Source organism: Nonomuraea recticatena, assembly GCF_039533245.1.
GTDB lineage: Bacteria > Actinomycetota > Actinomycetes > Streptosporangiales > Streptosporangiaceae > Nonomuraea > Nonomuraea roseola.
Map to the genome: position 1 here is coordinate 235,456 of NZ_BAAATE010000010.1, position 24,005 is coordinate 259,460.

A 24,005-nucleotide genomic window follows, 5' to 3' on the forward strand; every position below is an offset into this window, starting at 1 on the left:
CGCTTGCTTGGTACCGTAGCATCCGTGATCGCCTTCGACTACACCGGCAAGGTCGTCCTGGTGACGGGTGGGACCAAGGGGCTCGGCAGGGGGATCGCCCGCGCCTTTCTGTCCGCGGGGGCCACCGTGATCGTCTGCGCCCGTACCCCGCCCGACGCGCCCGTCACCGCCCCACTGCATCCGCGGGCCCCGGCTCCCGCGTCGGACGACCGCACCGGCGTGGCCCGGTTCGTGCGGGCGGACGTACGCGATCCCGAGGACCTCGAACAGCTCTTCACGGGCCTGGACCGCCTCGACGTGGTGGTCAACAACGCGGGCGGCGCGCCGTACGCGATGGTCGCGGGGACCTCGCCCCGCCTGCACGCCCGCGTCATCGAGCTCAACCTCATCGCCCCCCTGCTGGTCGCCCAGCGCGCCCACCCGCTCCTGGCCGCCACCCGGGGCACGGTGATCATGATCGGCAGCACCAGCGGCACCCGCCCCTCTCCCGGCACCTCCGCGTACGGCGCGGCCAAGGCGGGCCTGCACCACCTGGCCGCCTGCCTGGCCGCCGAGTGGGCCCCCGACGTCAGGGTGAACACGGTCGTCGTCGGCCTGGCCGAGACGGAGAACGCGGCCGAGCACTACGGGGGCAGGTCGGAGCTGATGAGCGCGACCATTCCCGCAGGGCGGATGGCCGGGCCGTCCGACGTGGGTGAGGTCTGCCTGTGGCTGGCGGGCTCCGGTTACGTGACGGGCGCGCAGATCCTCGTGCACGGAGGCGGCGAGACCCCTGCCTGGAAGTGGGTCGCATCTGATGGAATCTCCCGATAACCAAGGCGCAGGAGGCCGTGTGACAAGGATCTGCGAAGGCCGGGTCGTGATCGTGACGGGCGCGGGCCGCGGCATCGGAAGAGAGCACGCGCTGGAGTTCGCCAGGCAGGGCGCCAAGGTGGTCGTCAACGACCTCGGCACGGGCCGCGACGGCGGAGGGCGCTCGGGCGCGCCCGCGCTCGCCGTGGTCGAGGAGATCCAGGCGCTCGGCGGGTACGCGGTGGCCAACTGCGACGACGTGGCCGACTGGGACGGCGCCGCGAGGCTGGTGAAGATGGCCGTCAGCGCCTACGGAAGGCTCGACGTCCTGGTCAACAACGCCGGCTTCCTGCGCGACAGGATGCTCGTCTCGATGACCGAGCACGAGTGGGACGAGGTCATCAGGGTCCACCTGAAGGGCCACTTCCTGCCGTTACGCCACGCCGCCGCCCACTGGCGCGAGCGCTCGAAGGCGGGGGAGCGGGTCGAGGCGAGAGTGATCAACACCTCCTCGGGCGCGGGCCTGCTCGGCAGCGTGGGCCAGGGCAACTACTCGGCGGCCAAGGGCGGCATCGCCACGCTCACCCAGGTCGCCGCCGCGGAGCTGGCGCGCTACGGCGTGACGGTCAACGCGATCGCCCCCGCCGCCAGGACCCGGATGACCGAGGAGGTGTTCGCGGGCGAGATGGCCAGACCTGATACCGGCTTCGACCCCATGGACCCCGCCAACGTGGCCCCGCTGGTCGCCTGGCTCGGCTCGACGGAGTCCGGGCACGTGACGGGAAGGGTCTTCGAGGTGGAGGGCGGCAGGATCTCCCTCGCCACGGGCTGGGCCCACGGTCCCGGCGTCGACCGCGGCGCCCGCTGGGACGCCGCCGAGGTGGGCGAAGCGGTGTCGAGACTCATGGCCGAGGCTCCGGACCCGGAGCCGGTGTACGGAGCGTCAGGAGGGCCAGGAGGGCCAGGCGCAGAATAATCTTCTGATTACTCACTGCTACCTTTTCCCTACCCTCAGTTATATGCTCGCTTTGGCTTTGACCCCACCGGGTCAAGCGGAGTCAAAAGGGCAGTCGCGCGCAGGGCCCCACGCGCGCCTCTGCCCGCGACGCCACACTGGCGAAGGAGCTGAAGTGATCAAGAAGCTGTGCGCGACCGGTGCCGTACTGGCAGCGGCCACGGGCGTCACCCTGGTGGGGACCCCGGCACACGCCGACGACTGGACCAGCAACTGGAGCCGCAACATCGGCTCCTCGCAGTCCGGCAACAACTTCGGGAACGTGGCCGCCGTCAACCGCGGCGCCAGCGGTTCCACCAACGTCAACAACATCAACGGCATCGCGACGACTGCTTCCGACAGCAGCATCTCGGTGACCTACATCTTCTACTAAGCCGCCACGCCTTCCCCATACCTTCCCCGCCCGCCGGCTCCGCCGTGCGGGAACGCTCCACCACCCGTGATCTGGAAGGAAGTCGAGATGCTCAAGAAGCTCTGCGTCACCGGAATCGTCGTCGCCGCCGCCGGCGCCACCCTCATGAGCGCTCCCGCGAGTGCCGACACCGACACGCGCAACGCGAGCCGCAACAGCGAGGCGTCGCAGTCCGGAAACAACTTCGGCAACGTGTTCGCCGGCAACGTGGGCACGAGCCGTTCGACCAACGTCAACAACATCAACGGCAACGCCGTCACCGGCACCAACCGGAGCTGGGTCGGCGTCAGGGTCGCGATTGACGACTGACCGATCCCGATGAGCGTGCGAGCCGGGTCGTCCCAGGCCCGGCTCGCGCCGTTTGTCCGGCCCCGTACCATCCGTTGAGTGACTATCTGTGCATACGTAACCTTTGATGACCCTGATGGCAACGACGACGAGCGGGAGCTCGTCCTCGCCTCCTGGCGGGAGGCGGGCATCGAGGGCAGGGCGGTCAGGTGGGACGACCCCGAGGCCGACTGGAGCGCGTTCGACGCCGCCGTGGTCCGCTCGGTGTGGGACTACGTCGAGAGGCGGGCGGAGTTCGTCGCCTGGGCCCATCGGGCCGGCAGTGTGACGAAGCTGCTCAACCCGGCGGCGGTGATCGAGGCCAACACCGACAAGACCTACCTGCGTGACATGGGCGTGCCGATCGTGCCGACCCACTGGTCCTCGGGCGACTTTCCGCAGTGGGACGAGTACGTGGTCAAGCCCGCGATCTCCGCCGGCGCCAAGGCGACGATCAGGACGAGCGACAGGGCCGCCGCGAAGGCGCATGCCGCCAAGCTCGAGGCCGAGGGTCGCACGCCGATGATCCAGCCGTACCTCGACATGGTGGAGGCCGAGGGCGAGACCTCGCTGCTCTACTTCAACCGCGTCCTCAGCCACGCCGTACGGCGCAACCCCATGCTCGCTCCCGGGCAGACCCAGGCCGACCTGGCCCGCGCCGAACTGCGCACGCCCGCTCCCGACCAGCTCGAACTGGCCGAGAAGGTGCTCGCCGAGGTGCCGGGCGACCTGCTCTACGCCAGGGTGGACCTGGTCAGGCTCCCCGACGGCAGGCCCGTGCTGATCGAGCTGGAGCTGACCGAGCCCTACCTGTTCCTGAGCCACAGCGAAGCCGCGGTGGGCAACCTGACCAGGGCCCTGGGCGAGCTCCTCTGAGAAAACCCGTTGCGGCGGGCGGGCTCCGGTTGGTTGACTGCGGGCGAGCCTTCGAAGGGGGAATGTTGATGACCGCGCGCCACGAGGTCGCCGTCACGCGCCCTCGAGCGGAGCCGCACCCCCGCCGGAGCATCCGGCGGGGCTGAGCCCGCCTGGCGTGGTGACGGCACGCGTCGTCCCGTCCGTCATCGCCCGAAGGTGTTACTCCGTTGCCTCGTCAGAGCTCGTTCCGCTGTGTCAACTGCCGCCTCGACGTCTCCATGGACGCTCCAGGCACCCGCCACCGCAACCACTGCCCGACCTGCCTGTGGTCGCGCCATGTCGACCGCACGCCGGGCGACCGCGCCGCCGACTGCTCCGCGGGGATGGCCCCCATCGCCATCCACGTACGGCAGGGCGGCGAATGGCAGCTCATCCATCGCTGCACCTTCTGCGGCGAGCTGGACGCCAACCGCATCGCCGGTGACGACAACCCGCTCACCCTGATGCGCCTGGCGGTCGCCCCGCTCGCCCAGCCGCCCTTCCCCCTCGACTGGTTCGCCAGCCTGTGAGAGCCGTTCAGGCGGTGATCCCGCCGTCGACCGGGATCACCGTGCCCGTCAGGTAGGCGCCCGCCCGCGAGGACAGGAAGATCGCCGCCCCGGCCATGTCGTCGGGGCGGCCGATCCTGCCGAGCGGCACGCCACCCGCGACCAGCTCGCGGGTGGCGGGGTCGTCCAGCGCGAAGGCCATCATCTTCGACTCGAACGGCCCTGGCGCGATCGCGTTGACCGTGATGTGCTCGGGCGCGAGCTGCCTGGCCAGGTGCCTGGTCAGCATGTGCACCCCGGCTTTGGTCGCCGAGTAGGCGTAGCTCTCCAGCGCGGGCACCCTGATGCCGTCCACGGAGCCGATGTTGATCACTCTGGCGGGATCGTCAGGGGTGGCCGCGGCGCGCAGGCGGGGGAGCAGGCGCTGCGTCAGGTGGAACACGCCCTTCACGTTGATGCCCCACAGCTTGTCGAAGGCGTGCCCTGGGTACTCCTCCAGCGGCGCGCCCCAGGTCGCGCCCGCGTTGTTGACCAGCACGTGCACGGGCCCCTCGACCGCCTCGGCCAGCGCGTCGACGCCCTCGGGCGTCGACAGGTCGGCGGGCACGGCGGTGCAGCCGAGTTCGGCGGCGGCCTTGTCGACCTCGGCCGTCTTGCGGGCGGAGATGTAGACCGTGGCGCCCGCCGCGACGAACCCGGCCGCGATCATTCGCCCGATGCCCCTGGAGCCGCCGGTGACGACGACCGTCTTGCCTTCCACGGAGAACAGAGTCATGTTCTGGGAGCATGCCATACCGACCGGTCGGTCGCCAGAGTCGGCATCTGTCAGAGCCCGGGGATGCGACCGTTCCTGAACAGGTCGACGAAGGTCTGGTGGTCCTGGCGAGCCTGCGCGCCGTACCGGTGGGCGAAGTCCACCAGCATCCCGACGAAGCCCGGCCTGTCGCCGTCGACGACCGCCACGATCGCTTCCTCGGTCGAGAAGTCGACCAGGTCGTGGCTGGACTCGTCGTCGGCGACCGAGTGCATGCGGGCCACCGCCCTTCCGAGGTCCAGCATGATCGAGCGCAGCTCGCCTGGCTCGTTGACGTCCTCCCAGTCCAGGTCGGCGGAGTACGGCGAGACCTCCGCCACCAACTGCCCCACCCCTTCGAGGGTCGTGTAGCCGAGCCAGGGATCGGCGTAGGCCTGCAGGGCCCGCTGCGACTCGGCCGTCCTGTGGCCCTGGTGCCTGAAGTAGGCCGCCACCCTGGCGTCGTCGATGTGCCTGGCCACGGCGGGCACCTGGGCCTGCTTCATGTAGAGGATGACGTCGTTCTCCAGCGCCTGCGAGCGTCCCTCCAGGAGCAGGTTGTAGGAGGGCAGCCCCGCCGAGCCGATGCCCACGCCCTTGCGCAGCGCCACGTCCTTGATGAGGTGCCCCATGGGATCGGCCTGTCCCGGCAGCGTGCCGAGGTAGTCCTCGAAGGCGTCGAGCACCGCGGCGCGCGTCCTGGCCGAGACCGGTTCGCGTCCGTCCATGAACGCGAACCGCCGGTCGTAGTCGTCGATCACGGTCTCGACGTCGAGCATGGCCACGCGGGTGTTGAGCCTGGCCGTCTGCAGCACCCTGTGCAGCACGCCCGAGGTGGTGGCCAGCGTCAGGGAGCCGATCGCGTCGTCGCCGCCCTTCGCGATGCCCGTCAGCTCGGTCAGGTAGGCGTCGCCGAAGTCGGTCACGAGGCGGGTGATCGCCTCGTCCGAGAGCGCCTTGCCGTAGCCGATCAGCGCCACGCTGGCGGCGAAGCGCTTGAGGTCCCAGGTGTAGGGGCCGACGTAGGCCTCGTCGAAGTCGTTGACGTTGAAGACCAGGACGCCCGAGGCGTTCATGTAGGTGCCGAAGTTCTCCGCGTGCAGGTCGCCGTGGATCCACACCCTGCTGGTCGGCCCGTCGAGGAAGGAGTCGTCGGCGTGGTCGCCGGTCAGGTCGGCGTAGAAGAGGGCTGCGCTGCCCCGGTAGAAGGCGAAGGCCGAGCCCGCCATCTTCCTGAACTTGCGCTGGAAGGAGAGCGGGTCGCGCTCGATCGAGGGGCCGAACTCGGTCAGCAGGACATCGAGCAGGTGGGACGCGCGGCTCTGTGACGCCATACCTCGCACAGTAGGCCGCGCGTCCCCGCTCTGACTAGGCGGAACGTCCCTGACCGACCCCTGGGACGCCCTCGACGCGCGGGAGGGCGCGCATGGCCGCGACGGTGAGCGCCACGGCCAGGACGGCGAGCACGGCGGCCTGGGCGAACATGGTGAGGGCCATCGCCTGGACCCAGGCTCCTTGGGCGCCGAGGTAGTCGAAGGGAGCCCTCAGCACGATCATCGGTACCGCGGCGATGGCCAGGGCCAGCAGGAGGGAGGGGTGGGCGCGCCTGGTCAGGCACACCATCCCCGCCACCAGGAGCGCGGCGATGGCCACGCCCTGCGGGTCCAGCCACGGCGCCAGCCATCCCATGGTTTCGACGGGTGAGTCCGCGACGCGCGGCCCGACGGTCAGGGCGAGCGCCTGGTAGAGGACGGCCACCCCCAGAGGCGCCGCGGTCAGCGGCACGGAGGGCCGCACCGGCGGCGCGTCCGCGTGGTAGGCGGTCAGCAGGGCCACGACGGGCAGCGCGGTGGCGAACAGGAACGCCAGGAGGCTCCAGTCGAGGGTCTCGGGCGTCATCATGCCGAGGACGGCGTACATGAGCACCGAGGCGGCAAGGCCCGTCACCGCGAGCACCTTGGCGGGCCGCACCCTGGCGAGCGCGAGCATGGCGAACGCCGCCGCCCACACCAGGCCCTGCGCGACCGACAGGAGGGCCCATACCCACTGCCCCGCGCCGCTGTAGACGTAGTCGGGCTCCGAGCCGACCAGACCGAAGGCGGCGAGCCGCGCGGCCAGGCTGTCCCAGGCCAGCGCGGCGTGGTGGCCGAGCCCGAGCAGCGCGAACAGTCGGACGGCGTCGCCCGTCGCCCTGGCGCGGGGCGGGGCGCCGAGGCCGCCGATCCTGGTCCTGACCGCCAGCCCGGCGACGGAGGCGACCTCCGGCAGACCGGGCCTGAGGTTGTCCTCGTCGCGGACGTCTCCAGCGGCGTCGAGGAAGGCGTCGACCATCTCCTCCTCGCGCTCTGCCCTGTAGGAGGCGGGCAGCATGCGCAGGACGAAGCGGTAGCGCTGTTCGAGCAGGCTCATGCGGCGCCTCCGGCGATCGAGGGGCGGACGGCGACGGCGCCCCTGCGGGCGCTCAGTCGTTCGGTGGCGGTCTGCAGGGTTCCCGCCAGCCTGGACACCTCCGACTGCAGGGCGTGCTCGCCCGAGTCGGTGAGGCGGTAGTAGCGGCGCAGCCGGCCCGACTGCACCTCCTCGCGGTCGAGTTCGACGAGGCCTTCGGCGGCCAGCCGGTCGAGGACGCCGTAGAGAGTGCCGATCTTGAGCTGCACCTTGCCCTCCGACAGCCGCTCGACCTCCTGGACGATGCCGTAGCCGTGGCGCGGCTCGTCCACCAGGGCGGTCAGAGCCAAGAACATGGGCTCCGTCATATTCATGGCTCCACTATACCCTGCCAAGCAAGATATCAGGCGCGCTGGCTCGAAACGGAGACGACCTCTCCCGTCATGTAGCCCGAGTAGTCGCAGGCCAGGAAGACGATCACATTGGCCACCTCCCACGGCTCCGCCGCCCTGCCGAACGCCTCCCTGGCCGTCAGATCGTCCAGCACCTCCTCGGTGGTGACCTTGGCGAGGAACGGGTGCATGGCCAGCGAGGGCGCGACCGCGTTGATCCTGATCCCGTGCTCGGCCGCCTCCAGCGCGGCGCACCTCGTCAACGCCATGACCCCTGCCTTGGCCGCCGCGTAGTGCGACTGGCCGCGCTGGGCCCGCCAGCCGGCCACCGAGGCGTTGTTGACGATCACGCCGGAGCGCTGCGGCGCCATGTGCCGCAGCGCCGCACGGGTGCAGCGCATCGTGCCCGTCAGCGTCACGTCGAGCACGGCGTGCCACTGCTCGTCGGTCATCTCGCTCAGCTCGGCGGTGCCGCCGAGGCCCGCGTTGTTGACCAGCACGTCCAGGCGTCCGTGGGTTTCGAGCACCGCGTCGAACAGCGCGCGCACCTGCGCCTCGGAGGTGACGTCGCACGGTACGGCCAGCGGCTTGACCCCCGTCAGCTCGGCAAGCGCCTCCGCCGCCTGCGCCAGGCGGCGTTCGTGCCGGTCGGAGACGACGATCGTCGCGCCCTCCTCCGCGCAGCGTCTGGCGGTCGCGTAGCCGATGCCGGTGCCCGCCGCGGCCGTCACGAGCGTGACGCGGCCGTCGAGCAGGCCGTGCGAGCGAGGGTAGGGGGGCTGCGGGGTCATCGGGGCTCCGTCCTCGGCTCTTTCGGCAGTCCGAGCGCGCGCTCGGCGATGATGTTGAGCTGGATCTCGCTCGAGCCCGCGTAGATGGTGTCGGCGCGGCTGAACAGGTAGAGCCGCTGCAGGTCGTTGAGCTCGCCGACCAGGCCCTCCTTGCCGAGCACGTCCTGGGCCAGCTCGCCGAGGCGCTGGTGCCATCGCGACCAGTAGAGCTTGGCGATCGTCGGCTCGGTGTCGGGCCGCAGCGCGTTGAGCCGCATGATCCGCAGCTCCAGCCACGAGCGGGCCAGGCCGTCCCTCACCAGCGGGTCGTCGAGGGCGCCGGTCCTCCTCGCGGTCTCGATCACCTTCGTGAGCTCGCGCTGGAAGCCGAGCTGCTGGCCGAGGGTGGAGACGCCCCGCTCGTAGCCGAGCGTGGCCATCGCCACCCGCCAGCCCTCGCCCGGCGCGCCGAGGATGTTGCCCGCGGCGGTCCTCGCGCCGTCGAAGAAGACCTCGTTGAACTCCGAGGTGCCGGTGAGCTGCCTGATCGGGCGCACCTCGACGCCCGCCTGGCGCATCGGGACCAGCAGGTACGACAGGCCGTGGTGCCGCCTGGAGCCCGGCTCGGTACGGCACAGCACGAAGCACCAGTCGGCCACATGGGCCAGCGACGTCCACACCTTCTGTCCCGTGACCACCCACTCGCCGCCTTCGAGCACCGCCCTGGTCTGGACGCCTGCCAGGTCCGAGCCCGCCTCCGGCTCGGAGTAGCCCTGGCACCACAGCTCGTCGCCGCGCTGGATCGGCGGAAGGAAGCGGTCCTTCTGCGCCTGGGTGCCGAATTCCAGGATGGTCGGGCCGATCAGCCCCTCGCCGATGTGGCCGACGCGAGCAGGGGCGTCGGCCCTGGCGTACTCCTCGTGGAAGGCGATCTGCTCCTCAAGGGAGGCGGCGCGGCCGCCGTACTCCTCGGGCCAGCCGAGGCAGGTCCAGCCCGCCCTGCCGAGATGGCGCTCCCACGCGTGCCGTACGGCGTGCCCCTCGTGCTCGCGGCCGGGGCCGCCGAGCCCCCTGGCGTGCGCGAACTCACCGGCCAGCGCCGACTCCAGCCAGGCCCTCGCCTCCTGCCTGAGCGTCATGGGATGAAGCGCCCGTAACCGCCGCGGTAGAACACCAGCGGGCTGCCGTCGGCGTTCGCGTCGAGCTGGTGGACCCTGGCGACGACGATCACGTGGTCGCCGGCCGGGTGCTCGGCCTCGATCGAGCACTCGAGCCAGGCCAGCGCGCCCTCCAGCAGCGGGTTGCCGCCGGGGGAGCGGGACCATGACAGCCCCGCGAACTTGTCGCCCCCCTTGGCCGCCAGCTGCGCGCACACCGGCTGCTGGTGCTCGGCCAGCACGTTGACCGTCACCGTCTTGGCCGCTCGAAGCCTCGGCCAGCTGGTGCTGGTGTGGGCCACACAGAAGGCGACCAGTGGCGGGTCGAGGGAGACCGAGGTGAAGGAGTTGGCGGCGAGGCCCGCGGGCTCGCCCGTGTCGGGGTCGAGAGCCGTGATGGCCACCACGCCGGTGGCGAACCTGCTCAGCACCGACCTGAAACGCCGCCCGTCCAGATGGCCGTTCCCCTGCATCGCGGCTCCGTTGACGGTGTGGTGCGGCATGACAGGCAGCCTGCCGTCACAGCTGTCCACCGCGATCAGCCGGGCAGCGTGTGTGCTCATGGGCGCCTCCTGTCCACCACTGTAGATTACCAAGCGCTTGCTTGGCGCGGTAGGTGTCTTCTCGAGAACGCGCGTTGACAGTCGCGCGGCGGCCCGCATAGCGTCGAGATTGTGGCCAAGCGCTTGCTTGAATTCCGGAACGCCACCGCCCTCGTGGGCATCGGCTACACACCCTTCTCCAAGGACTCGGGCGTCAGCACGCTCACCCTCGCCTGCAGGGCGGTCATGAGCGCTCTCGACGACGCCGGCCTCACCCCCGACGACGTGGACGGCATCGCCACCCACAGGGTCGGCGACTCGGCGGCGCCCTCGCTGGTCGGCCCCGCGCTCGGGATCCACGCGCCCACCTGGCACCTGGACCAGTTCGGCGGAGGCAGCGTCTCGCACGCGATCGTCGGGCAGGCGGCGCTGGCGGTGGCGGCGGGGATCGCGGACGTGGTCGTGTGCTACCGGGCGATCAACGCGCGCTCGGAGTTCCGCATGGGCACCGCGCCGAACCCGAGCCCGGAGACGCAGTATCTCGCCCCGTACGGCTACGGCGCGCCCGTGCAGCAGTTCGCGATGTACGCCCGCACACACATGCTGAAATATGGCACGAAGGCGGAGGATTTCGGGCGGGTGGCGATCAGGCAGCGCGCCTACGCGGCGAGCAATCCCCGCGCGCTGATGCGCGAGCCGATCACCATGGACGACTACCTCGCCAGCCGTCCGATCGCCGAGCCGTTGCGCCTGCTCGACTGCTGTCTCGAGACCGACGGCGCGTGCGCGGTCGTGGTGACCACCGCCGAGCGCGCGCGAGACCTGCGCCGCCCTCCCGTCCTCGTCTCGGGAGCGGCATGGGGCGGCGGCGACTCCTTCCTGGCGCCGGGCGAGCCCACCGTCACCGCGGCCGCCGCGCTCGCCCCGCGCCTGTACGGCATGGCGGGCGTGGGCCCCACGGACATCGACGTCGCCGAGCTGTACGACTGCTTCACCTACTCGGTGATCGTCCAGCTGGAGGACTACGGCTTCTGCGCCAAGGGGGAGGGCGGCCCCTTCGCGGCCTCGGGAGAGGGCCCGCCGGTCAACACGCACGGGGGGTTCCTGTCGGAGGGATACGTCCACGGGCTCAACCACGTCGCGGAGGCGGTCTCACAGCTGCGCGGCGACGCGGGCGAGCGGCAGGTCGACGGGGCGGAGGTGGCGCTGTCCACCGCCCAGCCCGGTCACATCCTGCCCGCCACGTCGGCGCTGATCCTGCGGAGGGGGTGAGTCGTGGACAGGGACTCGGCCGAGTGGTGGGAGCTGGCGGCCACGGGGGTGCTCGCCGTGCAGCGGTGCGACGCGTGCGGGCTGACGCGCTTCCCCGCGCGGGCGTTCTGCGCCGCCTGCCGTACCGAGGGCTGGTCATGGGCGCCGCTGGCGCCGATGGGAGTGGTGGAGAGCTGGATCGTCAGCCGCTGGCGCGCGCCCGAGCCGTTCACCGTGGTGAGGGTGCGGCCCGCGGAGGCGCGGGGGTGCGTGATGTACGGGACCTGGCGAGGGGAGCGGGAGCCCCGCCAGGGGGAGCGGGTGGTCGCCGTCTTCACCGAGCGGCCGTCGATCGAGTGGCGCCCCGAGGACGCCGGCGGCCACGCCACCTGACGAAGGGGAGAGCGCGCCCTGGCGGGCGTGGGGGACCCGCCAGGACGCGCCTCCGTACCGTGCGCGTCGACCCAGGACCCCGGCGAGGGATGGGGTCCTAAGCCGAGTGCTCGCGCACGGAGTCGGTGAGGGTGTGACCGTCTGCAGTTGGATGCCGATAACGCTCGGCGATGCGGTGCGCCGCGCCTACCGGATCGTCGATCGGGTGGGTGACGGGAGATCCATCCTCATTCCAGATGAATGATCCGTCTTTGCACCACACGGTCACCTCGGTCAGTACGGAAAGCACGGACATGCCATTCCCATTGCTCTGGTAGGTGTGGGTGAACCCCTGGCGGTGCAACGCGTAACGCAGTAAACGTGTTGCCTCGCGGGGATCGTGCCAGGGCAGGTAGCTTCGCAAGCTCGCTTGCGTCGCATACGGCGTGCCCGCGCGGACCGGCGACACCGGCAGTCACCCCCTCGCCCGACCTTTCGATGGATTTGTACCAACGAATGGATGATGGGGCTGTCAAGGCCGTGCGGTCAAGGGGTTGTAGCTAGCCAGAACCAGATCGTCTAAATTGTTGGAACAAAAGGGGTGAAAGTGGCACGGTCGTCGCTGTATCAGCAGGTGGCTTCGGATCTGCGAAGGGCCATCTACTCCGGCGACCTCGGCCCTGGGGCGCAATTGCCCACAGAAGCCACTTTGCAGGACAAGTACGGCGTAAGTCGCAATACCGTCAGACTTGCCCTGGGTGAACTGGTGAACGAGGGCCTCGTCACCCGTGCTCCCCGGCGCGGCACGATCGTGCGCGACCGCAGGCCCCTGCTGATGTACCCCCAGCGGGAACTGGCCCCGCAGCCGACAGGCGAAGTGCGCGAGGCCTTCGCCTACGCCGTCTCCCAGGAGGGACGCGAGCCCAGCCAGCTGATCGAGGTGCAGATCGTCAGCCCGGTCGAGGAGATCGCCAGCCGGTTGGAGCTCGGCGACGCCGACCTGGCCGTCGTGAGGCGGCGGCTGAGGTTCGTCGACGGACAGCCCTACAACACCAACGACTCCTACTTCCCGAGAGACCTCGTCCGCGGCTCGGAGATCGAACGGCCGGGGGACATCGCCCGAGGGGCGAACAGGGTGCTCGAAGAGCTCGGCCACGGGCAGGTGCGCGTGGTCGACGACATCATGGCGCGGATGCCGAACCAGTCCGAGGCCGAGCGCCTCCAGCTGGAGCTCGGGACCCCGGTCGTGGTGTACATCAGGGTCGGCTACGACAGCGGCGACACGCCCGTGCGCGTGGCGGTGTCGGTGCTTCCCGCCGACAAGCACTTGATCCGTTACGAGCTCGCTCTCCGCTAGGAGCGGCTCGCTTGGGGGTGATCCCTGCCATGGGGCGCGGATCGTTCTGCCGCGCTGGGCACTAGGGACTCGTGCATACTCCCCCAAATTGCATTCTTCCCCGAAATATCGCCACGAAAGCCGTGCGCCACCGAGTGGACACGCTCCGTGTTCACTCCGTCACCCATCGGAACGAAGGGTAGAACCATGCACTCCAACACCCTGCTTCACCCGCTGACCCTCCGGCGTGCCGTACCCGCCGACCTCTCAGGGGTCCTCTCCCTCCTCGCCGACACCTCCGAGTGGCTGCACCGGCAGGGCGTGCGGCAGTGGCCGCGCGGCGGCTTCGGCCCCGAGCGCATCGAGCCGCTGATCGAGGAGCAGGTCCTCTACGTGCTGGAAGGCGACTTCGGCGCGACCGTCGCGACCATCGCGCTCGACGGCCACGCCGACGCGGAGTTCTGGACCCCCGCCGACGAGCCGGGCTCGGCCCTGTACGTCCACAAGCTCGCCGTCTCCCGCGCCGCCTCGGGCACGGGGCTCGGCGACGCGCTGCTGGACTGGGCCGGCGCGAGCGTCGCGGCCTCGGGGCTCGACTGGCTCAGGCTCGACTGCTCCAAGGACAACGCGCGCCTGCAGCACTACTACCGGCGCCGCGGATTCCGTCACCTCCGCACCGTCGACCTGCCGCACCGGGCGTCGGGCGCGCTGTTCCAGCGTCCGGCGATGGTACGCACCAGCACGGCGGACGGACTCTTCCGGACAATGGATCTTGTCAACGCCTGACAGGGTTTGTCAGAAATAACCCCTACCCTCCTCTCTGCCGGGAGGAGGGTGAAATAGGCGATAACCTCTGGTTCATGACCGGATCCTTGCTCGAGGTGATCGCGCTCGACGTGCGCGACGCCGTGGCCGCAGAACAGGGCGGCGCCGACCGCCTGGAGGTCGTCGCCGACATGGCGGCCGACGGGCTCAGCCCCGCCACGGAGACGGTCGCCGCGATCGCCAGGGAGTGCCCGCTTCCTCAGATGGTGATGCTGCGCACGGAGGCCAACTTCAGCGCCGGCTCACTGGACAAGCTGAGCTCGCTGGTGAAGGAGCTGGCCGACGCGGGGGCGGCAGGGTTCGTGTTCGGCTTCCTCGACGCCAAGGGGGCCGTGGACCTGGCCGCCACCGAGGCGCTCATCCACGCGGTCTCGCCGCTGCCGTGGACCTTCCACAGGGCCGTCGACCACGCCGCCGACACCCAGGCCTCCTGGCGGGCGGTGCGGCTGCTGCCCAACCTGGCCACCGTCCTGACCTCGGGCTCGCCCAACGGCGTCACCGACGGCCTGCCCGTGCTCAAGGCCCGTGCCGAGGCGGGCGACGCGGGGCTGATCCTCGCCGGCGGCGGCCTGCAGCTGCGCCACATCCCGACCCTGCTCGACTACGGCGTGCGCGCCTTCCACGTCGGCAGCGCGGTGCGCGACTCGTGGACCTCTCCCATCGAGGCCCGCCTGGTCTCGCAGTGGCGCGCCCTGATCGACCGCGACCTCTGACGCGGGTCAGCCGAGCGCGGAGTCGGCGCGGCGGAGCGCGGCGACGAGGGTCCTGATCGTCGCGGGCTCGTCCATCACGCCGCCGACTGCCTCGCGGCTGTCCTCCCACGCCCGCACCCTGGCCGCATAGGAGTCGTAGCGCTCCAGGTGGAAGGCGTAGACGGTGGCGAAGCGGGAGACCAGGTGCGAGGGGTGCATGTCCCATCCCTGGTAGAAGCCGTGCGAGAGCGAGTGCCTCACCAGCTCCGCGTGCCTGCGCCACAGCGCGTGGACGTCCTGCGTGGACGGCGAGGCGGGTGAGGCGGCCAGCGAGCCGTCGGACAGCTCCACTCCCGTTCCCGCGAAGGCGGTCTGCATGACATGGCGGGCGTGGTCGCAGGCCGGATGGTCGAGCCGCTGCTCGTGCGGGGGCAGGCCGATCGCGGCGGTGTAGTCGAAGACGCCGAAGTGGGCGGCGGCGAGCCGTCCGCCCAGCGACTCGGCCAGGTCGGAGCGCAGGAACAGCACGGTCTGCGGCGCCTCGACCTGGATCTCGAACCGCAGCGGGGACGGCAGGCCGAGCGCGCTGTCGAGCTCGGCCAGGACCTGCGCGAACTGCCCCAGATACTCCTCCATGAGCACCTTGGGGAGGGTGACCGTGAAACCGGGCGGCAGCGAGCCCGCCCTGGCTACCAGTTCGGCGAGGAAGAGCTCGAGCGTGCGGACGGAACGGGCGGGGTCGCCGTCGGCGAACGACTTGACGCGCAGCCCCCACCGGCGGGGCAGCCTCCCCTCGGCGTGCAGGTCGGCGAGCGCCGAGGCCGCCGCCACGGCGTCGCCGTCCTCTGCGCCGGGGCGCACGCCGTACCCGTCCTCGAAGTCGACTCTCAGGTCCTCGACGGGCTCGGCGGCCAGCTTCGCGGCGACCCGCGTGTGCACGCCGGCCGCCAGGCCGGAGGGGACGCCGAACACCTCCGCCAGGGCCTCGGCGTCGGGCAGGTGCGTCTTCATCAGGTCGAGGGCCTGGCCGCCCCACGTCGAAGGCGTCGAGGAGGAGAACCTGTCGGCCGGCACGTAGACCGTGTGGACGGGCTGCCAGCCCGGCTCCCGCACGGGGTAGCGGGCCTGCTGGATCCTGTGGACGTCCTCGAAACCGCCGACGGTGATGCGCATCGTCACACGCTATCGAGGGGTGCGGGTCACGGTCACGGCGGTGCAGGGGTGACGCGGCCGCAGGCGGCCAGCATCGCCTCGAGCCCGACCAGCTTGACCCTCTCGCCCCTGCCGAGCGTGCGCGCGAGCGAGGCCTCCGCCTGCTCGATCGCCCTCCAGTCCTCGTAGGTGACGGGCCTGACGCCGCGCGCGGACAGCAGCTCGTCGATCGAGGCCACCCGGCCGTGCGGGTCGTCGGCGAGCAGCGTGCGGACCGTCTCGGCGGCGTCGGACTTGTTGGTGCCGATCACGCCGGTCGGCCCGCGCTTGAGCCAGCCCGCCACGTACTCGCGGTCGCGGACCCTCCCCTCGACGTTCGGCACGGTCATCGTCTCGCTGGAGAACGGCACGCCGGGCAGCGCCACGCTCTGGTAGCCGACCGAGCGCAGCACCATCCCCACGGGCAACGTCTCGAACTCACCCGTGCCCACGACCCTGCCGTCCTGCGACAGCCTGGTGCGCTCCAGCCGCAGCCCCTCCACGCGGGTGGTGCCGAGGATCTCCACGGGGCGCAGCCAGAACCGCACGTCCAGCCGGCGCGGACGGCCGACCGGCGCACGCTCCGACCACGACCTCAGCACCTCGATGTTGCCCTTGACCTGCCGGGGGAAGTCGCCGCCCAGCACCACCGCCTCGTCGGGCCGCACGCACACGTCGGCGTTGGCCAGCTCGCCGAGCTCGCGCAGCTCCTTCAGCGTGAACTTGGCGTGCTCGGGACCGCGCCTGCCGATCATGTGGATCGCCTTGACCTGGCTGTCGGCCAGCCTGGCCAGCACGTCGTCGGGCACGTCCGTGGAGCTCAGCTCCTCGGCGGTCTTGGCGAGCACCCGCACCACGTCGACCGCCACGTTGCCGACGCCGATCACCGCGACCTCGGGGCTGTCGAGGGTGAACCTGTCGGGCGAGACGTCGGGGTGGCCGCAGTACCAGTTCACGAAGTCCGTCGCGGCGACGCTGCCCACCAGGTCCTCGCCCGGGATGCCCATCCTCCTGTCGACCATCGCGCCCGTGCAGTAGACGACGGCGTCGTAACAGGCCAGCAGGTCGTCGACCGACACCTCCGAGCCGAGCGTCACGCCGCCGAGAAAGCGCACCTGCGGCAGCTCCAGCACCCGCTGGAGGTAGTTGGCGATCGACTTGATCGAGGTGTGGTCGGGCGCCACCCCGTATCGCACCAGCCCGTACGGCGTGGGCAGCCGTTCGAGCACGTCCACCTCGACGGGCCCTGCCGACTGCTTCACCAGTGCCTCGGCCGTGTAGATACCGGCGGGACCCGATCCGACGACTGCCACGCGCAATGACACGCTGCCTCCTCGGGGGCGACGCTATGTCCGTGATTGTGTACCCACTAGGTGCAGGCGGCCAAGGTCGTCGAGGAAACCCGTGTCGCCCGTCCTGACGAAACCGTCTCTCGCGAACACTCGTGCGTCGCCGTCTCCGACGTAACCGCTCATGACCGCGTGAGACCTGAGCAGCACCTCCCCTTCCCCGCCCGCCGGCAGCGGGCGCCCCGCCTCGTCGCGGACGGACAGGTCCACGCCCGCGCGCGGCCTGCCGACGGTGAGCTCGGCGGCCTCCGGCGGATCGTCGGGACGGGTGCCGAGGCCGAGACCCGCCTCCGTGCACAGGTAGCGGTTGCAGACGGGCGCGCCGAAGCGCTCCCTGAGCCGTCTGATCAGGCTGGGGGCGGCGGGCCCTCCGCTGGAGAGCACCAGCTCGACCGAGGGCCACTCGCCTCGCGGCTCCAGCAGGGCGGCCAGCTGCTCGGGCGTGCCCTGCAGGACGCGCAGCCGCTTGTCGCACACCAGCCGCAGCGCCGACTCGGGGTCCCAGCGCGGCAGCAGGTAGGTCGTCCTGCCGGTCTGCAGGATCACCGGCAGTCTCGTGGCGAAGGCCATGTGGCTCATCGGGTGCGACAGCAGCCGCGCGTCGCCCCTGCCCCACCTGACGCCGGCCCCGTGCGCCCTGATGGCCTCCAGCTGCCTTTCGCCGAACAGCACCGCCTTGGGCGGGCCCGTCCTGCCGGAGGTGTGGGTGATCACGACGGGCCGACCGGGGTCGGGAGGCAGCGGAGGAGGAGGGGGCTCGTTCCTGGCGAGGGAGCCCAGCCAGGAGGCGGGTGGAGGCACGCCGGGCGCGTCCGTGGTCATCCGCGGCGACGCCGGCAGGGTGACGACCTCGCGGCCGGGCAGCGAGGGGAGCAGGCGAGGGGCGGTGACGACGAGAGCGGGATCGAGCCTGGTCAGCAGGCCCAGCCTGGCCGGGTGTCGCGCGTCGATCCCCGCCGTCACGGCGCCGATCTTGGCCGCGGCGAGGTAGCAGACGACGAACTCGGGCCCGTCGGGCAGGACGAGGGCGACCACGTCGCCGACGCGCACGCCGCGATGGGCCAGTCCCGCGGCCACCCGGTCGGACAGGTGGTCGAGATCGGTGAACGACAGGCGGGAGGTGCCGGACTCGACCGCAGCGCGCGCCCCGAACCTGCGTGCGGCCTCTCCGGCCAGCAGGCGCAACATGGCTGGCTCCTGACGAAAGGCGCACTGTCTGTCTACCCGCCCCGCGCGGCCTCACGCAGGGCGTTCTTGTCGAGCTTGCCGTTGGCGTTCAGGGGGAGCTCCTCGACCACGCGCACGCGCAGCGGCACCTTGTAGTCGGACATGTTCGCCTTCGCCCACGCGCGCAGGCCCTCCTCGGTGACCTCGGCGCCCGCTCTCGGCACCACGAAGGCCCAGCCCGCCTCGCCCGAGCGCGCGTCGGGCATCCCTATCACCGCCGCCTGCGCCAGCGATCCCTCCCTGAGCAGCAGCGACTCGACCTCCGCGGGCGAGACGTTGAAGCCGTTGACGATGAACAGCTCCTTCTTCCTGTCGACGACGGACAGGTTGCCGGCCAGGTCGAGCAGGCCGATGTCGCCGGTGTGCAGCCAGCCGTCGCCGTCGATCACCTCGGCGGTCATGGCGGGTTCGCCCCAGTAGCCGCGCATGACGCCGTAGCCGCGCTGGAGGATCTCGCCCCGCTCGCCCCTCGGCACCTCCTTGCCCGCCGCGTCGACGATCTTGACCTCGATGCCGGGCACGGGACGTCCCGCCGAGCTCGCGATCACCTCGACCGGATCTTCCGCCCTGGTCATCGAGACGACGGTGCCCTCCATGAGGCCGTAGGCGTTGACCATGCGCTCCAGCCCCACCCGTTCGACCAGCCGGGTGACGAGCGAGGCGGGCACCGCCGCCGCCCCGCAGATGGCGACCCTGAGCGAGGAGACGTCGCGCGGACGCCTGTCGAGCTCGTCGAGGAGGCGGACGAAGAGGGTGGGCGGCCCCGCCAGGATGGTGATCCTGCCGTTCTCGATGAGGTCCATGAGGCCGTCGGGGGAGAAGGAGGCGACGGGCATCATCGTCGCGCCGCGTAACACACAGGCCAGCAGCCCCGCGTTCAGCCCGAAGCCGTGGGCGAAGGGCGCGATCACCGGGTACCTGTCGCCTTCGCGCAGGGTGACGATCTCCGCCCAGTCCCCGTAGCCCCGCAGGATCTGGGCATGGTCCAGCATGACGCCCTTGGGGGTGCCCGTCGTGCCGGAGGTCGACATGATCTCGCACAGGTCCTCGCCCCGTACGGCCAGCGCCCTCTCCTCGGCCTCATCGACACTCGCCAGCGTGTGCCGTACGCCCTCGAAGGGCCGGACAGAGGGCAGACGCCGCTCGCTGACCAGCAGGCGGGCGCCCGTCCTGCCGGCCAGTTCGGCGGCCTCGAGCTCCTTGGCGCGGGCGGAGATCGGCACGAGCACCGCGCCCGCGTCCCAGACCCCGAAGGCGTTGACCACCCAGGACAGGTCGTTGGGGCCCCAGATCGCGACCCTGTCGCCCGGACGGACGCCCTGCGCGATGAGCGCCCGCGCCACCGTCTGGGCCCGCTCCCGCAGGGAGGCCAGGTCGAAGTCGAGCGTGACGGCGGCGCGCGGAAGGCGCTCGGCCTGCTCCCGCAGCATCCGGGGGATCGTTTCCCACTGCATGACGGGCTCCTAGACGAGAGCGCGGTCCCTGCCGAGGTGGTGGCCGCGATGGTCGGTGACGACGCCGGGGGTGGAGCTCTCCGCGGCGTCGGGGGAGATCTCCACGGCGATCGAGATCGGCGTGAGCGCGGCGAGCGCCTGCTGGATGCGCGATCTCCACATCGGGTTCTTGACCAGGCTCTGCCTGGCGAAGGTCACGGTGAGCGCGGCGGCGTCGAGCGTGCCCTGCCTGCTGATCGCCAGCTCCCACCCCGACACGCCGTCGATCTTCGACAGCGCCTTCTCCATCCTGGGCAGCGAGAGCCACACCCCGCGCACCAGCACGTGCTCGCCGACGGTGTGCGCGAGCCGTCCTTCGACCGTGACCTGCCCCGTGCGCAGGACGGCGTCGCCGTACGGGATGACCAGCTCGCCGCGCCCCTCGTCGATCATGGTGTCCTTGTCGATGGAGGCCAGCCCGAGCACGCCCTCGGCCAGCGGCGTCAGCGGCTCGCTCTCGGCCGGCCGCCACGCCAGCGCGCCGCCGGAGAAGGGGCTGGAGTAGACCTCGGTGACCCGCGCCTCGAACTCCGAGGCCAGGTGGCCGAGGGTTCTCCTCGAGGCGATCTCGCCGGTCAGCACGATGTGCCGCAGGCCGAGGTCGAGAGGGTCCAGCAGGAACTCCAGGTGCAGCCTCGCCAGGAAGTCCATGGCGCCCGTGGGGGTCGCGACCAGCGCCGTGGCGCCCATCTCCTGGAGCGAGTGGTGCAGGCGCATCCTGCCGCGCGGCCCGACCGAGGCGGCGGCCTCGGCCACGGACGCGGCCGCCGCCGCCCACAGCCCGCCGACCGGCTCGGCCAGCGCCACCACCACCCTGTCGCCCTCGCCGACGCCCGCCTGCCGCAGCGCCTCGGCCGTCAGCTCGGGACGCAGGGGCAGGCCGCCCGTGAGGTTGAGCAGGCCGATGGCGCTCCTGGTCGTCAGATCGTCGCGGGTCAGCCACCGGGTCACTGCATCACCTCGGTCATGAAGAGGTTCATGGAGTCGCAGACCAGGTCGTGGGCGAGCCCGCCCACCTGGCACTGCAGGATCAGGTCCGTCGCGCCCGCCTCGGTGATACGGGCCACCGCCTTGCGCGAGCCCTCCACGTCGTCCACGACGACCATCAGGTGCTCGCGCAGCGTGGCCATGGCCTCCTCCGGCGGCATCCCCGCGGCGAGCTGGCCGAGCACGCGGTGGGTGGCGTGGCGGGCGTCGTAGTAGTCGGGCGGGGTGACCAGGTTCACCTGGCGGCGGATGTACCAGAGGACCGCGTCGGCGGCCTCGTCCCTGGCCTGCCCGACGTACCAGGGGATCATCAGCGCGACGCGGCGGGTGGCGGGGTCGAAGCCGTTGTCGGCCAGGCACTGCTTGTAGCCTGCGATGTCCTCGGCCACGTCGTCGATGCCCTTGAGCATGGTCATGCCGAGCAGGTTGTAGCCGTGCCTGGCGGCGGCCAGGTAGCCCTCGAGAGAGGTCGAGGCGACCCAGACGGGTGGGTGCGGCACCTGCGTGGGACGCGGGTAGACGGCCACGTCGGGGATCTCGAAGAACTCGTTCGACCTGCTCACCGGCTCGCCGTCGGCGCGCCAGATCTCCAGCGTCGCCTCCAGGCTGTCCTCCCAGATCTGGCGGGACTTCTCGAACGGCCGCTGGAAGGCCTGGTACTCCAGGGGGGAGGCGCCGCGTCCGGTGCCGAACTCCACCCTGCCGCCGCTCAGCACGTCGAGGGTGGCCACCCGCTCGGCCGTCCGGATCGGGGACTGGAAGGGCAGCAGCACCACGCCAAGACCCAGGTGGATGCGGCTGGTGCGCTGGGAGATCGCGGCCAGGACGAGGTCGGGCGCCGAGGAGTGTGAGAAGCCGCGGGTGAAGTGGTGCTCGACGAACCACGCGGTGTCGAAGCCCAGCCGGTCGCCGAGGACGACCTGGTCGATCACGTTCTGGAACGCCTGCCGTTCGACCTCGCGGGTCCTGCCGCGGACCTCCAGCTCGTATCCCAGGCTGATCCGCATCCACGCCTCCCGTTGATAAACCAAGCGCTCGCTTGGTTGAGCGTATCAGGCCATACGGACTTGCGGGAAGGGCGCGGGGAGATCAGAGTGAGTGTCCGTGAGCGCGGAGAAGCGGCGAAAGCAGGGGCTGAGGCGGCCGAAAGATGGCACGCTCGCAGACATGAGATTGCGTCGCGCCAGGGAGGCTCAGGACGAGCCGGTGCCGGCCAGCGCCCGCAGGTTCGAGGCGTTCGGCAGGGTGATGGCCGCGCTGGCGAGCGAGGCGGAGTTCATCGAGTCCTGCCGCGACCTCACCTGGTGGCGAGGGGCCGACCACAGCTGGCACATCTCGTGGCGCGACGGGCCCTACGCCTCCGAGGTGGTCACGCTGCTGGCCAGGCAGGTGCGCGAGCCGGGTCTCGACGCGGGCCTGGTCACCGTCGCAGGGTCGTGCAGCCCCTCCTCCGCGGTGCTCGACGTGATGGGGGTGCGCTTCGAGCTGCTGGCCATCGACCCGATGGGAAGGGCCAGGGTCGGCACGAGGCCCGGCTTCTGGCGCCTGGCCGAGGCGCTCGACACCACGCGCCGCACCAACGCCAGGCAGCCGTGGGAGGAACTGCTCGGCGGTTAGCCGATCTCCAGGCGCGCCCTGTGCGAGCGGGGCGGGCCGAACAGCCGCGCGTCCGAGGTGGCCCGTTTGAAGTAGCGGTGCGCCTCGTGCTCCCAGGTGATGCCGATGCCGCCGTGGATCTGGATGCTGTCGCCCGCCGCCTTCAGATAGGCCTCGCCGCAGTAGGAGCCGGCGATCGCCGCGGCCTGCGCAGAGGGGTCGCCGACCGCTCCCCACGCCGCCGACCTGGCCGACTCCACCACCACCAGCAGCTCGGCCAGCCTGTGCTTGATCGCTTGGAAGGAGCCGATCGGCCTGCCGAACTGGTGGCGCAGCCTGGCGTGGGCGGTGGCCGCCTCCAGGCACCTGGCCGCGCCGCCCACCTGCTCGGCGGCCAGCGCGATCACCGCCAGGTCGCGGACCCGCTCCCAGGCGGCGCCGTCCCCCGCGGGCCGCGCCACGGCCCCGTCGAAACTCAGCGCGGTGAGCGGACGGCTGGCGTCCATCGTCTCGTACGGCACGCGCGCCGAAGGCTCGGCCGCCACCAGCGATCCGCCGACGTAGAGGAGGACCGCCTCGGCGTCCAGCACGTAGGGGGCCGAGCCGGTCAGGCGGTCGCCGTCCAGGACGCAGGAGTGCTCGCCCGGCAGGACGACGGTCGCGGTGAGCGCGCCCTCGGCGATGGCCCCGAGCAGTTCGGGGTCGTCGGTCGCGGCCGTGGCCATGACGGCGGTCTGGAGAAAGGGGTGAGGCGACAGCGCCCTGCCGATCTCCTCGGCCACGACGGCCAGTTCGGGAAGGCCGCAGCCGGCTCCGCCGTACCTCTCGTCGACCGCCAGGCCGGCGACTCCGAGTTCGCCCGAGAAACGCGCCCATGACGCGGCCGGATGGGCGGCGAGAAAGGACCTCACGACGGTCCGCAGCTCGGAGAGGCTCACGACCGACGATGTTAACCAAGCGATTGCTCAAGTGGCCAGCCTGACTGGGGGTTGACCGAAGTTTACTTTTCCTGTATGTGCACATAGTCTGATTAGTGAACTATGGAGAAGATTGCTATCGAGTATGCCGATTTCGCCGAATATGATCGGCGACAGCGCGGCATCCAACGTCACGTGCTGGCCGCCTTCCTCGGGGGACTGGTCGTCGGCCTCGTCGGGGTGGCCGCGTCCCAACTCCCCACGGACGTCCACTACGACCCCTACATCTACCTCGCGCTGGCCGTGGCCGTCGGCGCGACGGCGTCGGGCATCGGCTGGGCGCTGCTGACCACCTTCCTCGCCTCCGCCTCCACCGTGGTGGCCGCCATGGGCGGCAGCGCGCTGCGCGGCGACCTGAACTTCGAGGCCATCGGTGGCACCAGCACGGGGTTGAACCTGGTCGTCGGCCAGCTCGTCGCCCTCGGACTGCTGGCCTACGTCAGCAGGAGGCTCGACGGCTGGGGCGATCTGGGCGCGGGCGTCGTCTCGGGCCTGCTCCTCGCCGACGTCATCGACAGGGCCACCCCCGGCGGCATCGACTGGGAACCCGCCTTCTGGCCGCTCGCCGCCGTCGCCGTCACCGTCCTCTCCGTCTTCGTGATCTTTCTCCTCAGGCGCACCACGGCGGGCAGGGTCAGGGCCGCCGCCGTCGCGGTCGTGGTCGCGGGGCTGCTCACGCTCGCGCTCCACGCCCTGTGACCGGGGAAAGTCGGTA

At 71.1% G+C, this 24,005-nt stretch carries 28 protein-coding genes; 13 read left to right on the top strand and 15 right to left on the bottom strand.

What is annotated here, in order from left to right; translation table 11 throughout:
• The first annotated feature begins 24 nt into the window (after window positions 1-24).
• The 6 genes from ABFX50_RS21590 to ABFX50_RS21615 all read left to right on the top strand — a co-directional run bounded on the left by ABFX50_RS21590 (window position 25) and on the right by ABFX50_RS21615 (window position 3,973).
• Window positions 25-813: an SDR family oxidoreductase gene (locus ABFX50_RS21590; RefSeq protein WP_346148971.1), complete on the top strand. Its 789-nt coding sequence runs from the start codon at window positions 25-27 to the stop codon at window positions 811-813.
• A gap of 19 nt (window positions 814-832) precedes the next feature.
• Window positions 833-1,768, top strand: coding sequence for an SDR family oxidoreductase (locus ABFX50_RS21595; RefSeq protein ID WP_346148973.1), 936 nt, complete (start codon window positions 833-835; stop codon window positions 1,766-1,768).
• A gap of 154 nt (window positions 1,769-1,922) precedes the next feature.
• The gene (locus tag ABFX50_RS21600; RefSeq protein ID WP_346148975.1) at window positions 1,923-2,180 is read left to right on the top strand and encodes a hypothetical protein; all 258 of its coding nucleotides are present in this window, start codon (window positions 1,923-1,925) and stop codon (window positions 2,178-2,180) included.
• Window positions 2,181-2,267: 87 nt separating this feature from the next.
• On the top strand, window positions 2,268-2,528 hold the full coding sequence (locus tag ABFX50_RS21605) for a hypothetical protein (RefSeq protein WP_346148976.1): 261 nt from the start codon (window positions 2,268-2,270) through the stop codon (window positions 2,526-2,528).
• 78 nt (window positions 2,529-2,606) lie between these two features.
• On the top strand, window positions 2,607-3,422 hold the full coding sequence (locus tag ABFX50_RS21610) for an ATP-grasp domain-containing protein (protein WP_346148978.1): 816 nt from the start codon (window positions 2,607-2,609) through the stop codon (window positions 3,420-3,422).
• A gap of 209 nt (window positions 3,423-3,631) precedes the next feature.
• Window positions 3,632-3,973: an RNHCP domain-containing protein gene (locus ABFX50_RS21615; RefSeq protein ID WP_246452283.1), complete on the top strand. Its 342-nt coding sequence runs from the start codon at window positions 3,632-3,634 to the stop codon at window positions 3,971-3,973.
• A gap of 7 nt (window positions 3,974-3,980) precedes the next feature.
• Here the strand turns inward: ABFX50_RS21615 and ABFX50_RS21620 are convergent, their stop codons facing one another.
• From ABFX50_RS21620 to ABFX50_RS21650, 7 genes are read right to left on the bottom strand one after another with little or no spacing between them, the layout of a single operon-like run.
• Window positions 3,981-4,727, bottom strand: coding sequence for an SDR family oxidoreductase (locus ABFX50_RS21620; protein WP_346148980.1), 747 nt, complete (start codon window positions 4,725-4,727; stop codon window positions 3,981-3,983).
• Window positions 4,728-4,777: 50 nt separating this feature from the next.
• Complete coding sequence (locus tag ABFX50_RS21625; RefSeq protein ID WP_346148982.1) at window positions 4,778-6,079, bottom strand: DUF2252 domain-containing protein; 1,302 nt, start codon at window positions 6,077-6,079, stop codon at window positions 4,778-4,780.
• 34 nt (window positions 6,080-6,113) lie between these two features.
• Window positions 6,114-7,154 carry a hypothetical protein gene (locus tag ABFX50_RS21630; protein ID WP_346148984.1) on the bottom strand — a complete coding sequence of 347 codons (1,041 nt, stop codon included), beginning with the start codon at window positions 7,152-7,154 and terminating at the stop codon, window positions 6,114-6,116.
• On the bottom strand, window positions 7,151-7,507 hold the full coding sequence (locus ABFX50_RS21635) for a PadR family transcriptional regulator (RefSeq protein WP_246452284.1): 357 nt from the start codon (window positions 7,505-7,507) through the stop codon (window positions 7,151-7,153). The genes ABFX50_RS21630 and ABFX50_RS21635 overlap by 4 nt, the downstream gene beginning before the upstream one ends.
• Window positions 7,508-7,536: 29 nt before the next feature.
• Window positions 7,537-8,316: an SDR family oxidoreductase gene (locus tag ABFX50_RS21640; RefSeq protein WP_346148986.1), complete on the bottom strand. Its 780-nt coding sequence runs from the start codon at window positions 8,314-8,316 to the stop codon at window positions 7,537-7,539.
• Complete coding sequence (locus ABFX50_RS21645) at window positions 8,313-9,434, bottom strand: acyl-CoA dehydrogenase family protein (RefSeq protein WP_346148988.1); 1,122 nt, start codon at window positions 9,432-9,434, stop codon at window positions 8,313-8,315. The genes ABFX50_RS21640 and ABFX50_RS21645 overlap by 4 nt, the downstream gene beginning before the upstream one ends.
• A complete protein-coding gene (locus ABFX50_RS21650; protein WP_221242297.1) occupies window positions 9,431-9,955 on the bottom strand; it encodes a flavin reductase family protein in 525 nt (174 codons plus the stop codon). The genes ABFX50_RS21645 and ABFX50_RS21650 overlap by 4 nt, the downstream gene beginning before the upstream one ends.
• 183 nt (window positions 9,956-10,138) lie before the next feature.
• Here ABFX50_RS21650 and ABFX50_RS21655 point away from each other — a divergent pair, with 183 nt between their 5' ends.
• Both ABFX50_RS21655 and ABFX50_RS21660 read left to right on the top strand, forming a co-directional pair.
• Window positions 10,139-11,266 (top strand): thiolase C-terminal domain-containing protein, encoded by a 1,128-nt coding sequence (locus ABFX50_RS21655; protein WP_346148990.1) that lies wholly within the window; start codon window positions 10,139-10,141, stop codon window positions 11,264-11,266.
• 3 nt (window positions 11,267-11,269) lie between these two features.
• Window positions 11,270-11,638, top strand: coding sequence for a Zn-ribbon domain-containing OB-fold protein (locus tag ABFX50_RS21660; RefSeq protein WP_183657276.1), 369 nt, complete (start codon window positions 11,270-11,272; stop codon window positions 11,636-11,638).
• Between the two features lie 97 nt (window positions 11,639-11,735).
• Here the strand turns inward: ABFX50_RS21660 and ABFX50_RS21665 are convergent, their stop codons facing one another.
• On the bottom strand, window positions 11,736-12,086 hold the full coding sequence (locus ABFX50_RS21665) for a hypothetical protein (RefSeq protein ID WP_183657278.1): 351 nt from the start codon (window positions 12,084-12,086) through the stop codon (window positions 11,736-11,738).
• 165 nt (window positions 12,087-12,251) lie between these two features.
• Between ABFX50_RS21665 and ABFX50_RS21670 the strand changes: the two genes are divergently transcribed.
• The 3 genes from ABFX50_RS21670 to ABFX50_RS21680 all read left to right on the top strand — a co-directional run bounded on the left by ABFX50_RS21670 (window position 12,252) and on the right by ABFX50_RS21680 (window position 14,491).
• Window positions 12,252-12,974 (top strand): GntR family transcriptional regulator, encoded by a 723-nt coding sequence (locus ABFX50_RS21670; protein WP_312895861.1) that lies wholly within the window; start codon window positions 12,252-12,254, stop codon window positions 12,972-12,974.
• Window positions 12,975-13,160: 186 nt separating this feature from the next.
• Window positions 13,161-13,739: a GNAT family N-acetyltransferase gene (locus tag ABFX50_RS21675; protein ID WP_346148993.1), complete on the top strand. Its 579-nt coding sequence runs from the start codon at window positions 13,161-13,163 to the stop codon at window positions 13,737-13,739.
• A gap of 74 nt (window positions 13,740-13,813) precedes the next feature.
• Complete coding sequence (locus ABFX50_RS21680) at window positions 13,814-14,491, top strand: copper homeostasis protein CutC (RefSeq protein ID WP_346148995.1); 678 nt, start codon at window positions 13,814-13,816, stop codon at window positions 14,489-14,491.
• A gap of 6 nt (window positions 14,492-14,497) precedes the next feature.
• On the opposite strand, the gene ABFX50_RS21685 is transcribed toward ABFX50_RS21680, so the two are convergent.
• The 6 genes from ABFX50_RS21685 to ABFX50_RS21710 are packed head-to-tail and all read right to left on the bottom strand — an operon-like array spanning window position 14,498 to window position 21,724.
• On the bottom strand, window positions 14,498-15,643 hold the full coding sequence (locus ABFX50_RS21685) for a DUF6986 family protein (RefSeq protein ID WP_346148998.1): 1,146 nt from the start codon (window positions 15,641-15,643) through the stop codon (window positions 14,498-14,500).
• A gap of 32 nt (window positions 15,644-15,675) precedes the next feature.
• Complete coding sequence (locus tag ABFX50_RS21690) at window positions 15,676-16,986, bottom strand: FAD-dependent oxidoreductase (protein WP_346149000.1); 1,311 nt, start codon at window positions 16,984-16,986, stop codon at window positions 15,676-15,678.
• Window positions 16,987-17,007: 21 nt separating this feature from the next.
• Window positions 17,008-18,198, bottom strand: a complete 1,191-nt coding sequence (locus ABFX50_RS21695; protein WP_346149002.1) for a class I adenylate-forming enzyme family protein — start codon at window positions 18,196-18,198, stop codon at window positions 17,008-17,010.
• A 32-nt stretch (window positions 18,199-18,230) separates the two neighbouring features.
• Entirely contained in the window at window positions 18,231-19,691 is a 1,461-nt protein-coding gene (locus tag ABFX50_RS21700; RefSeq protein ID WP_346149004.1) for an AMP-binding protein, read from the bottom strand.
• Between the two features lie 9 nt (window positions 19,692-19,700).
• Window positions 19,701-20,681 carry a phenylacetate--CoA ligase family protein gene (locus ABFX50_RS21705; RefSeq protein ID WP_346149006.1) on the bottom strand — a complete coding sequence of 327 codons (981 nt, stop codon included), beginning with the start codon at window positions 20,679-20,681 and terminating at the stop codon, window positions 19,701-19,703.
• Window positions 20,678-21,724 (bottom strand): LLM class flavin-dependent oxidoreductase, encoded by a 1,047-nt coding sequence (locus tag ABFX50_RS21710; protein ID WP_183657301.1) that lies wholly within the window; start codon window positions 21,722-21,724, stop codon window positions 20,678-20,680. Before ABFX50_RS21710 ends, ABFX50_RS21705 begins: the two co-directional genes overlap by 4 nt.
• Window positions 21,725-21,884: 160 nt before the next feature.
• Between ABFX50_RS21710 and ABFX50_RS21715 the strand changes: the two genes are divergently transcribed.
• Entirely contained in the window at window positions 21,885-22,334 is a 450-nt protein-coding gene (locus ABFX50_RS21715; protein ID WP_246452286.1) for a hypothetical protein, read from the top strand.
• On the opposite strand, the gene ABFX50_RS21720 is transcribed toward ABFX50_RS21715, so the two are convergent.
• Window positions 22,331-23,251, bottom strand: a complete 921-nt coding sequence (locus ABFX50_RS21720; RefSeq protein ID WP_346149009.1) for an acyl-CoA dehydrogenase family protein — start codon at window positions 23,249-23,251, stop codon at window positions 22,331-22,333. The two genes, ABFX50_RS21715 and ABFX50_RS21720, sit on opposite strands and share 4 nt — an antisense overlap.
• Window positions 23,252-23,353: 102 nt before the next feature.
• On the opposite strand from ABFX50_RS21720, the gene ABFX50_RS21725 reads away from it, so the two are divergent.
• Window positions 23,354-23,989: a hypothetical protein gene (locus ABFX50_RS21725; protein ID WP_346149011.1), complete on the top strand. Its 636-nt coding sequence runs from the start codon at window positions 23,354-23,356 to the stop codon at window positions 23,987-23,989.
• Window positions 23,990-24,005: the final 16 nt, after the last annotated feature.

Excerpts from the sequence above, each read along its gene's own strand:
- ABFX50_RS21605 (WP_346148976.1), top strand. The coding sequence starts at position 2,268 with ATGCTCAAGAAGCTCTGCGTCACCGGAATCGTCGTCGCCGCCGCCGGC.
- ABFX50_RS21620 (WP_346148980.1), bottom strand. The coding sequence starts at position 4,727 with ATGACTCTGTTCTCCGTGGAAGGCAAGACGGTCGTCGTCACCGGCGGC.
- ABFX50_RS21625 (WP_346148982.1), bottom strand. The coding sequence starts at position 6,079 with ATGGCGTCACAGAGCCGCGCGTCCCACCTGCTCGATGTCCTGCTGACC.
- ABFX50_RS21630 (WP_346148984.1), bottom strand. The coding sequence starts at position 7,154 with ATGAGCCTGCTCGAACAGCGCTACCGCTTCGTCCTGCGCATGCTGCCC.
- ABFX50_RS21635 (WP_246452284.1), bottom strand. The coding sequence starts at position 7,507 with ATGAATATGACGGAGCCCATGTTCTTGGCTCTGACCGCCCTGGTGGAC.
- ABFX50_RS21640 (WP_346148986.1), bottom strand. The coding sequence starts at position 8,316 with ATGACCCCGCAGCCCCCCTACCCTCGCTCGCACGGCCTGCTCGACGGC.
- ABFX50_RS21645 (WP_346148988.1), bottom strand. The coding sequence starts at position 9,434 with ATGACGCTCAGGCAGGAGGCGAGGGCCTGGCTGGAGTCGGCGCTGGCC.
- ABFX50_RS21650 (WP_221242297.1), bottom strand. The coding sequence starts at position 9,955 with ATGCCGCACCACACCGTCAACGGAGCCGCGATGCAGGGGAACGGCCAT.
- ABFX50_RS21675 (WP_346148993.1), top strand. The coding sequence starts at position 13,161 with ATGCACTCCAACACCCTGCTTCACCCGCTGACCCTCCGGCGTGCCGTA.
- ABFX50_RS21680 (WP_346148995.1), top strand. The coding sequence starts at position 13,814 with ATGACCGGATCCTTGCTCGAGGTGATCGCGCTCGACGTGCGCGACGCC.
- ABFX50_RS21685 (WP_346148998.1), bottom strand. The coding sequence starts at position 15,643 with ATGCGCATCACCGTCGGCGGTTTCGAGGACGTCCACAGGATCCAGCAG.
- ABFX50_RS21695 (WP_346149002.1), bottom strand. The coding sequence starts at position 18,198 with ATGTTGCGCCTGCTGGCCGGAGAGGCCGCACGCAGGTTCGGGGCGCGC.
- ABFX50_RS21700 (WP_346149004.1), bottom strand. The coding sequence starts at position 19,691 with ATGCAGTGGGAAACGATCCCCCGGATGCTGCGGGAGCAGGCCGAGCGC.
- ABFX50_RS21710 (WP_183657301.1), bottom strand. The coding sequence starts at position 21,724 with ATGCGGATCAGCCTGGGATACGAGCTGGAGGTCCGCGGCAGGACCCGC.
- ABFX50_RS21715 (WP_246452286.1), top strand. The coding sequence starts at position 21,885 with ATGAGATTGCGTCGCGCCAGGGAGGCTCAGGACGAGCCGGTGCCGGCC.
- ABFX50_RS21725 (WP_346149011.1), top strand. The coding sequence starts at position 23,354 with ATGGAGAAGATTGCTATCGAGTATGCCGATTTCGCCGAATATGATCGG.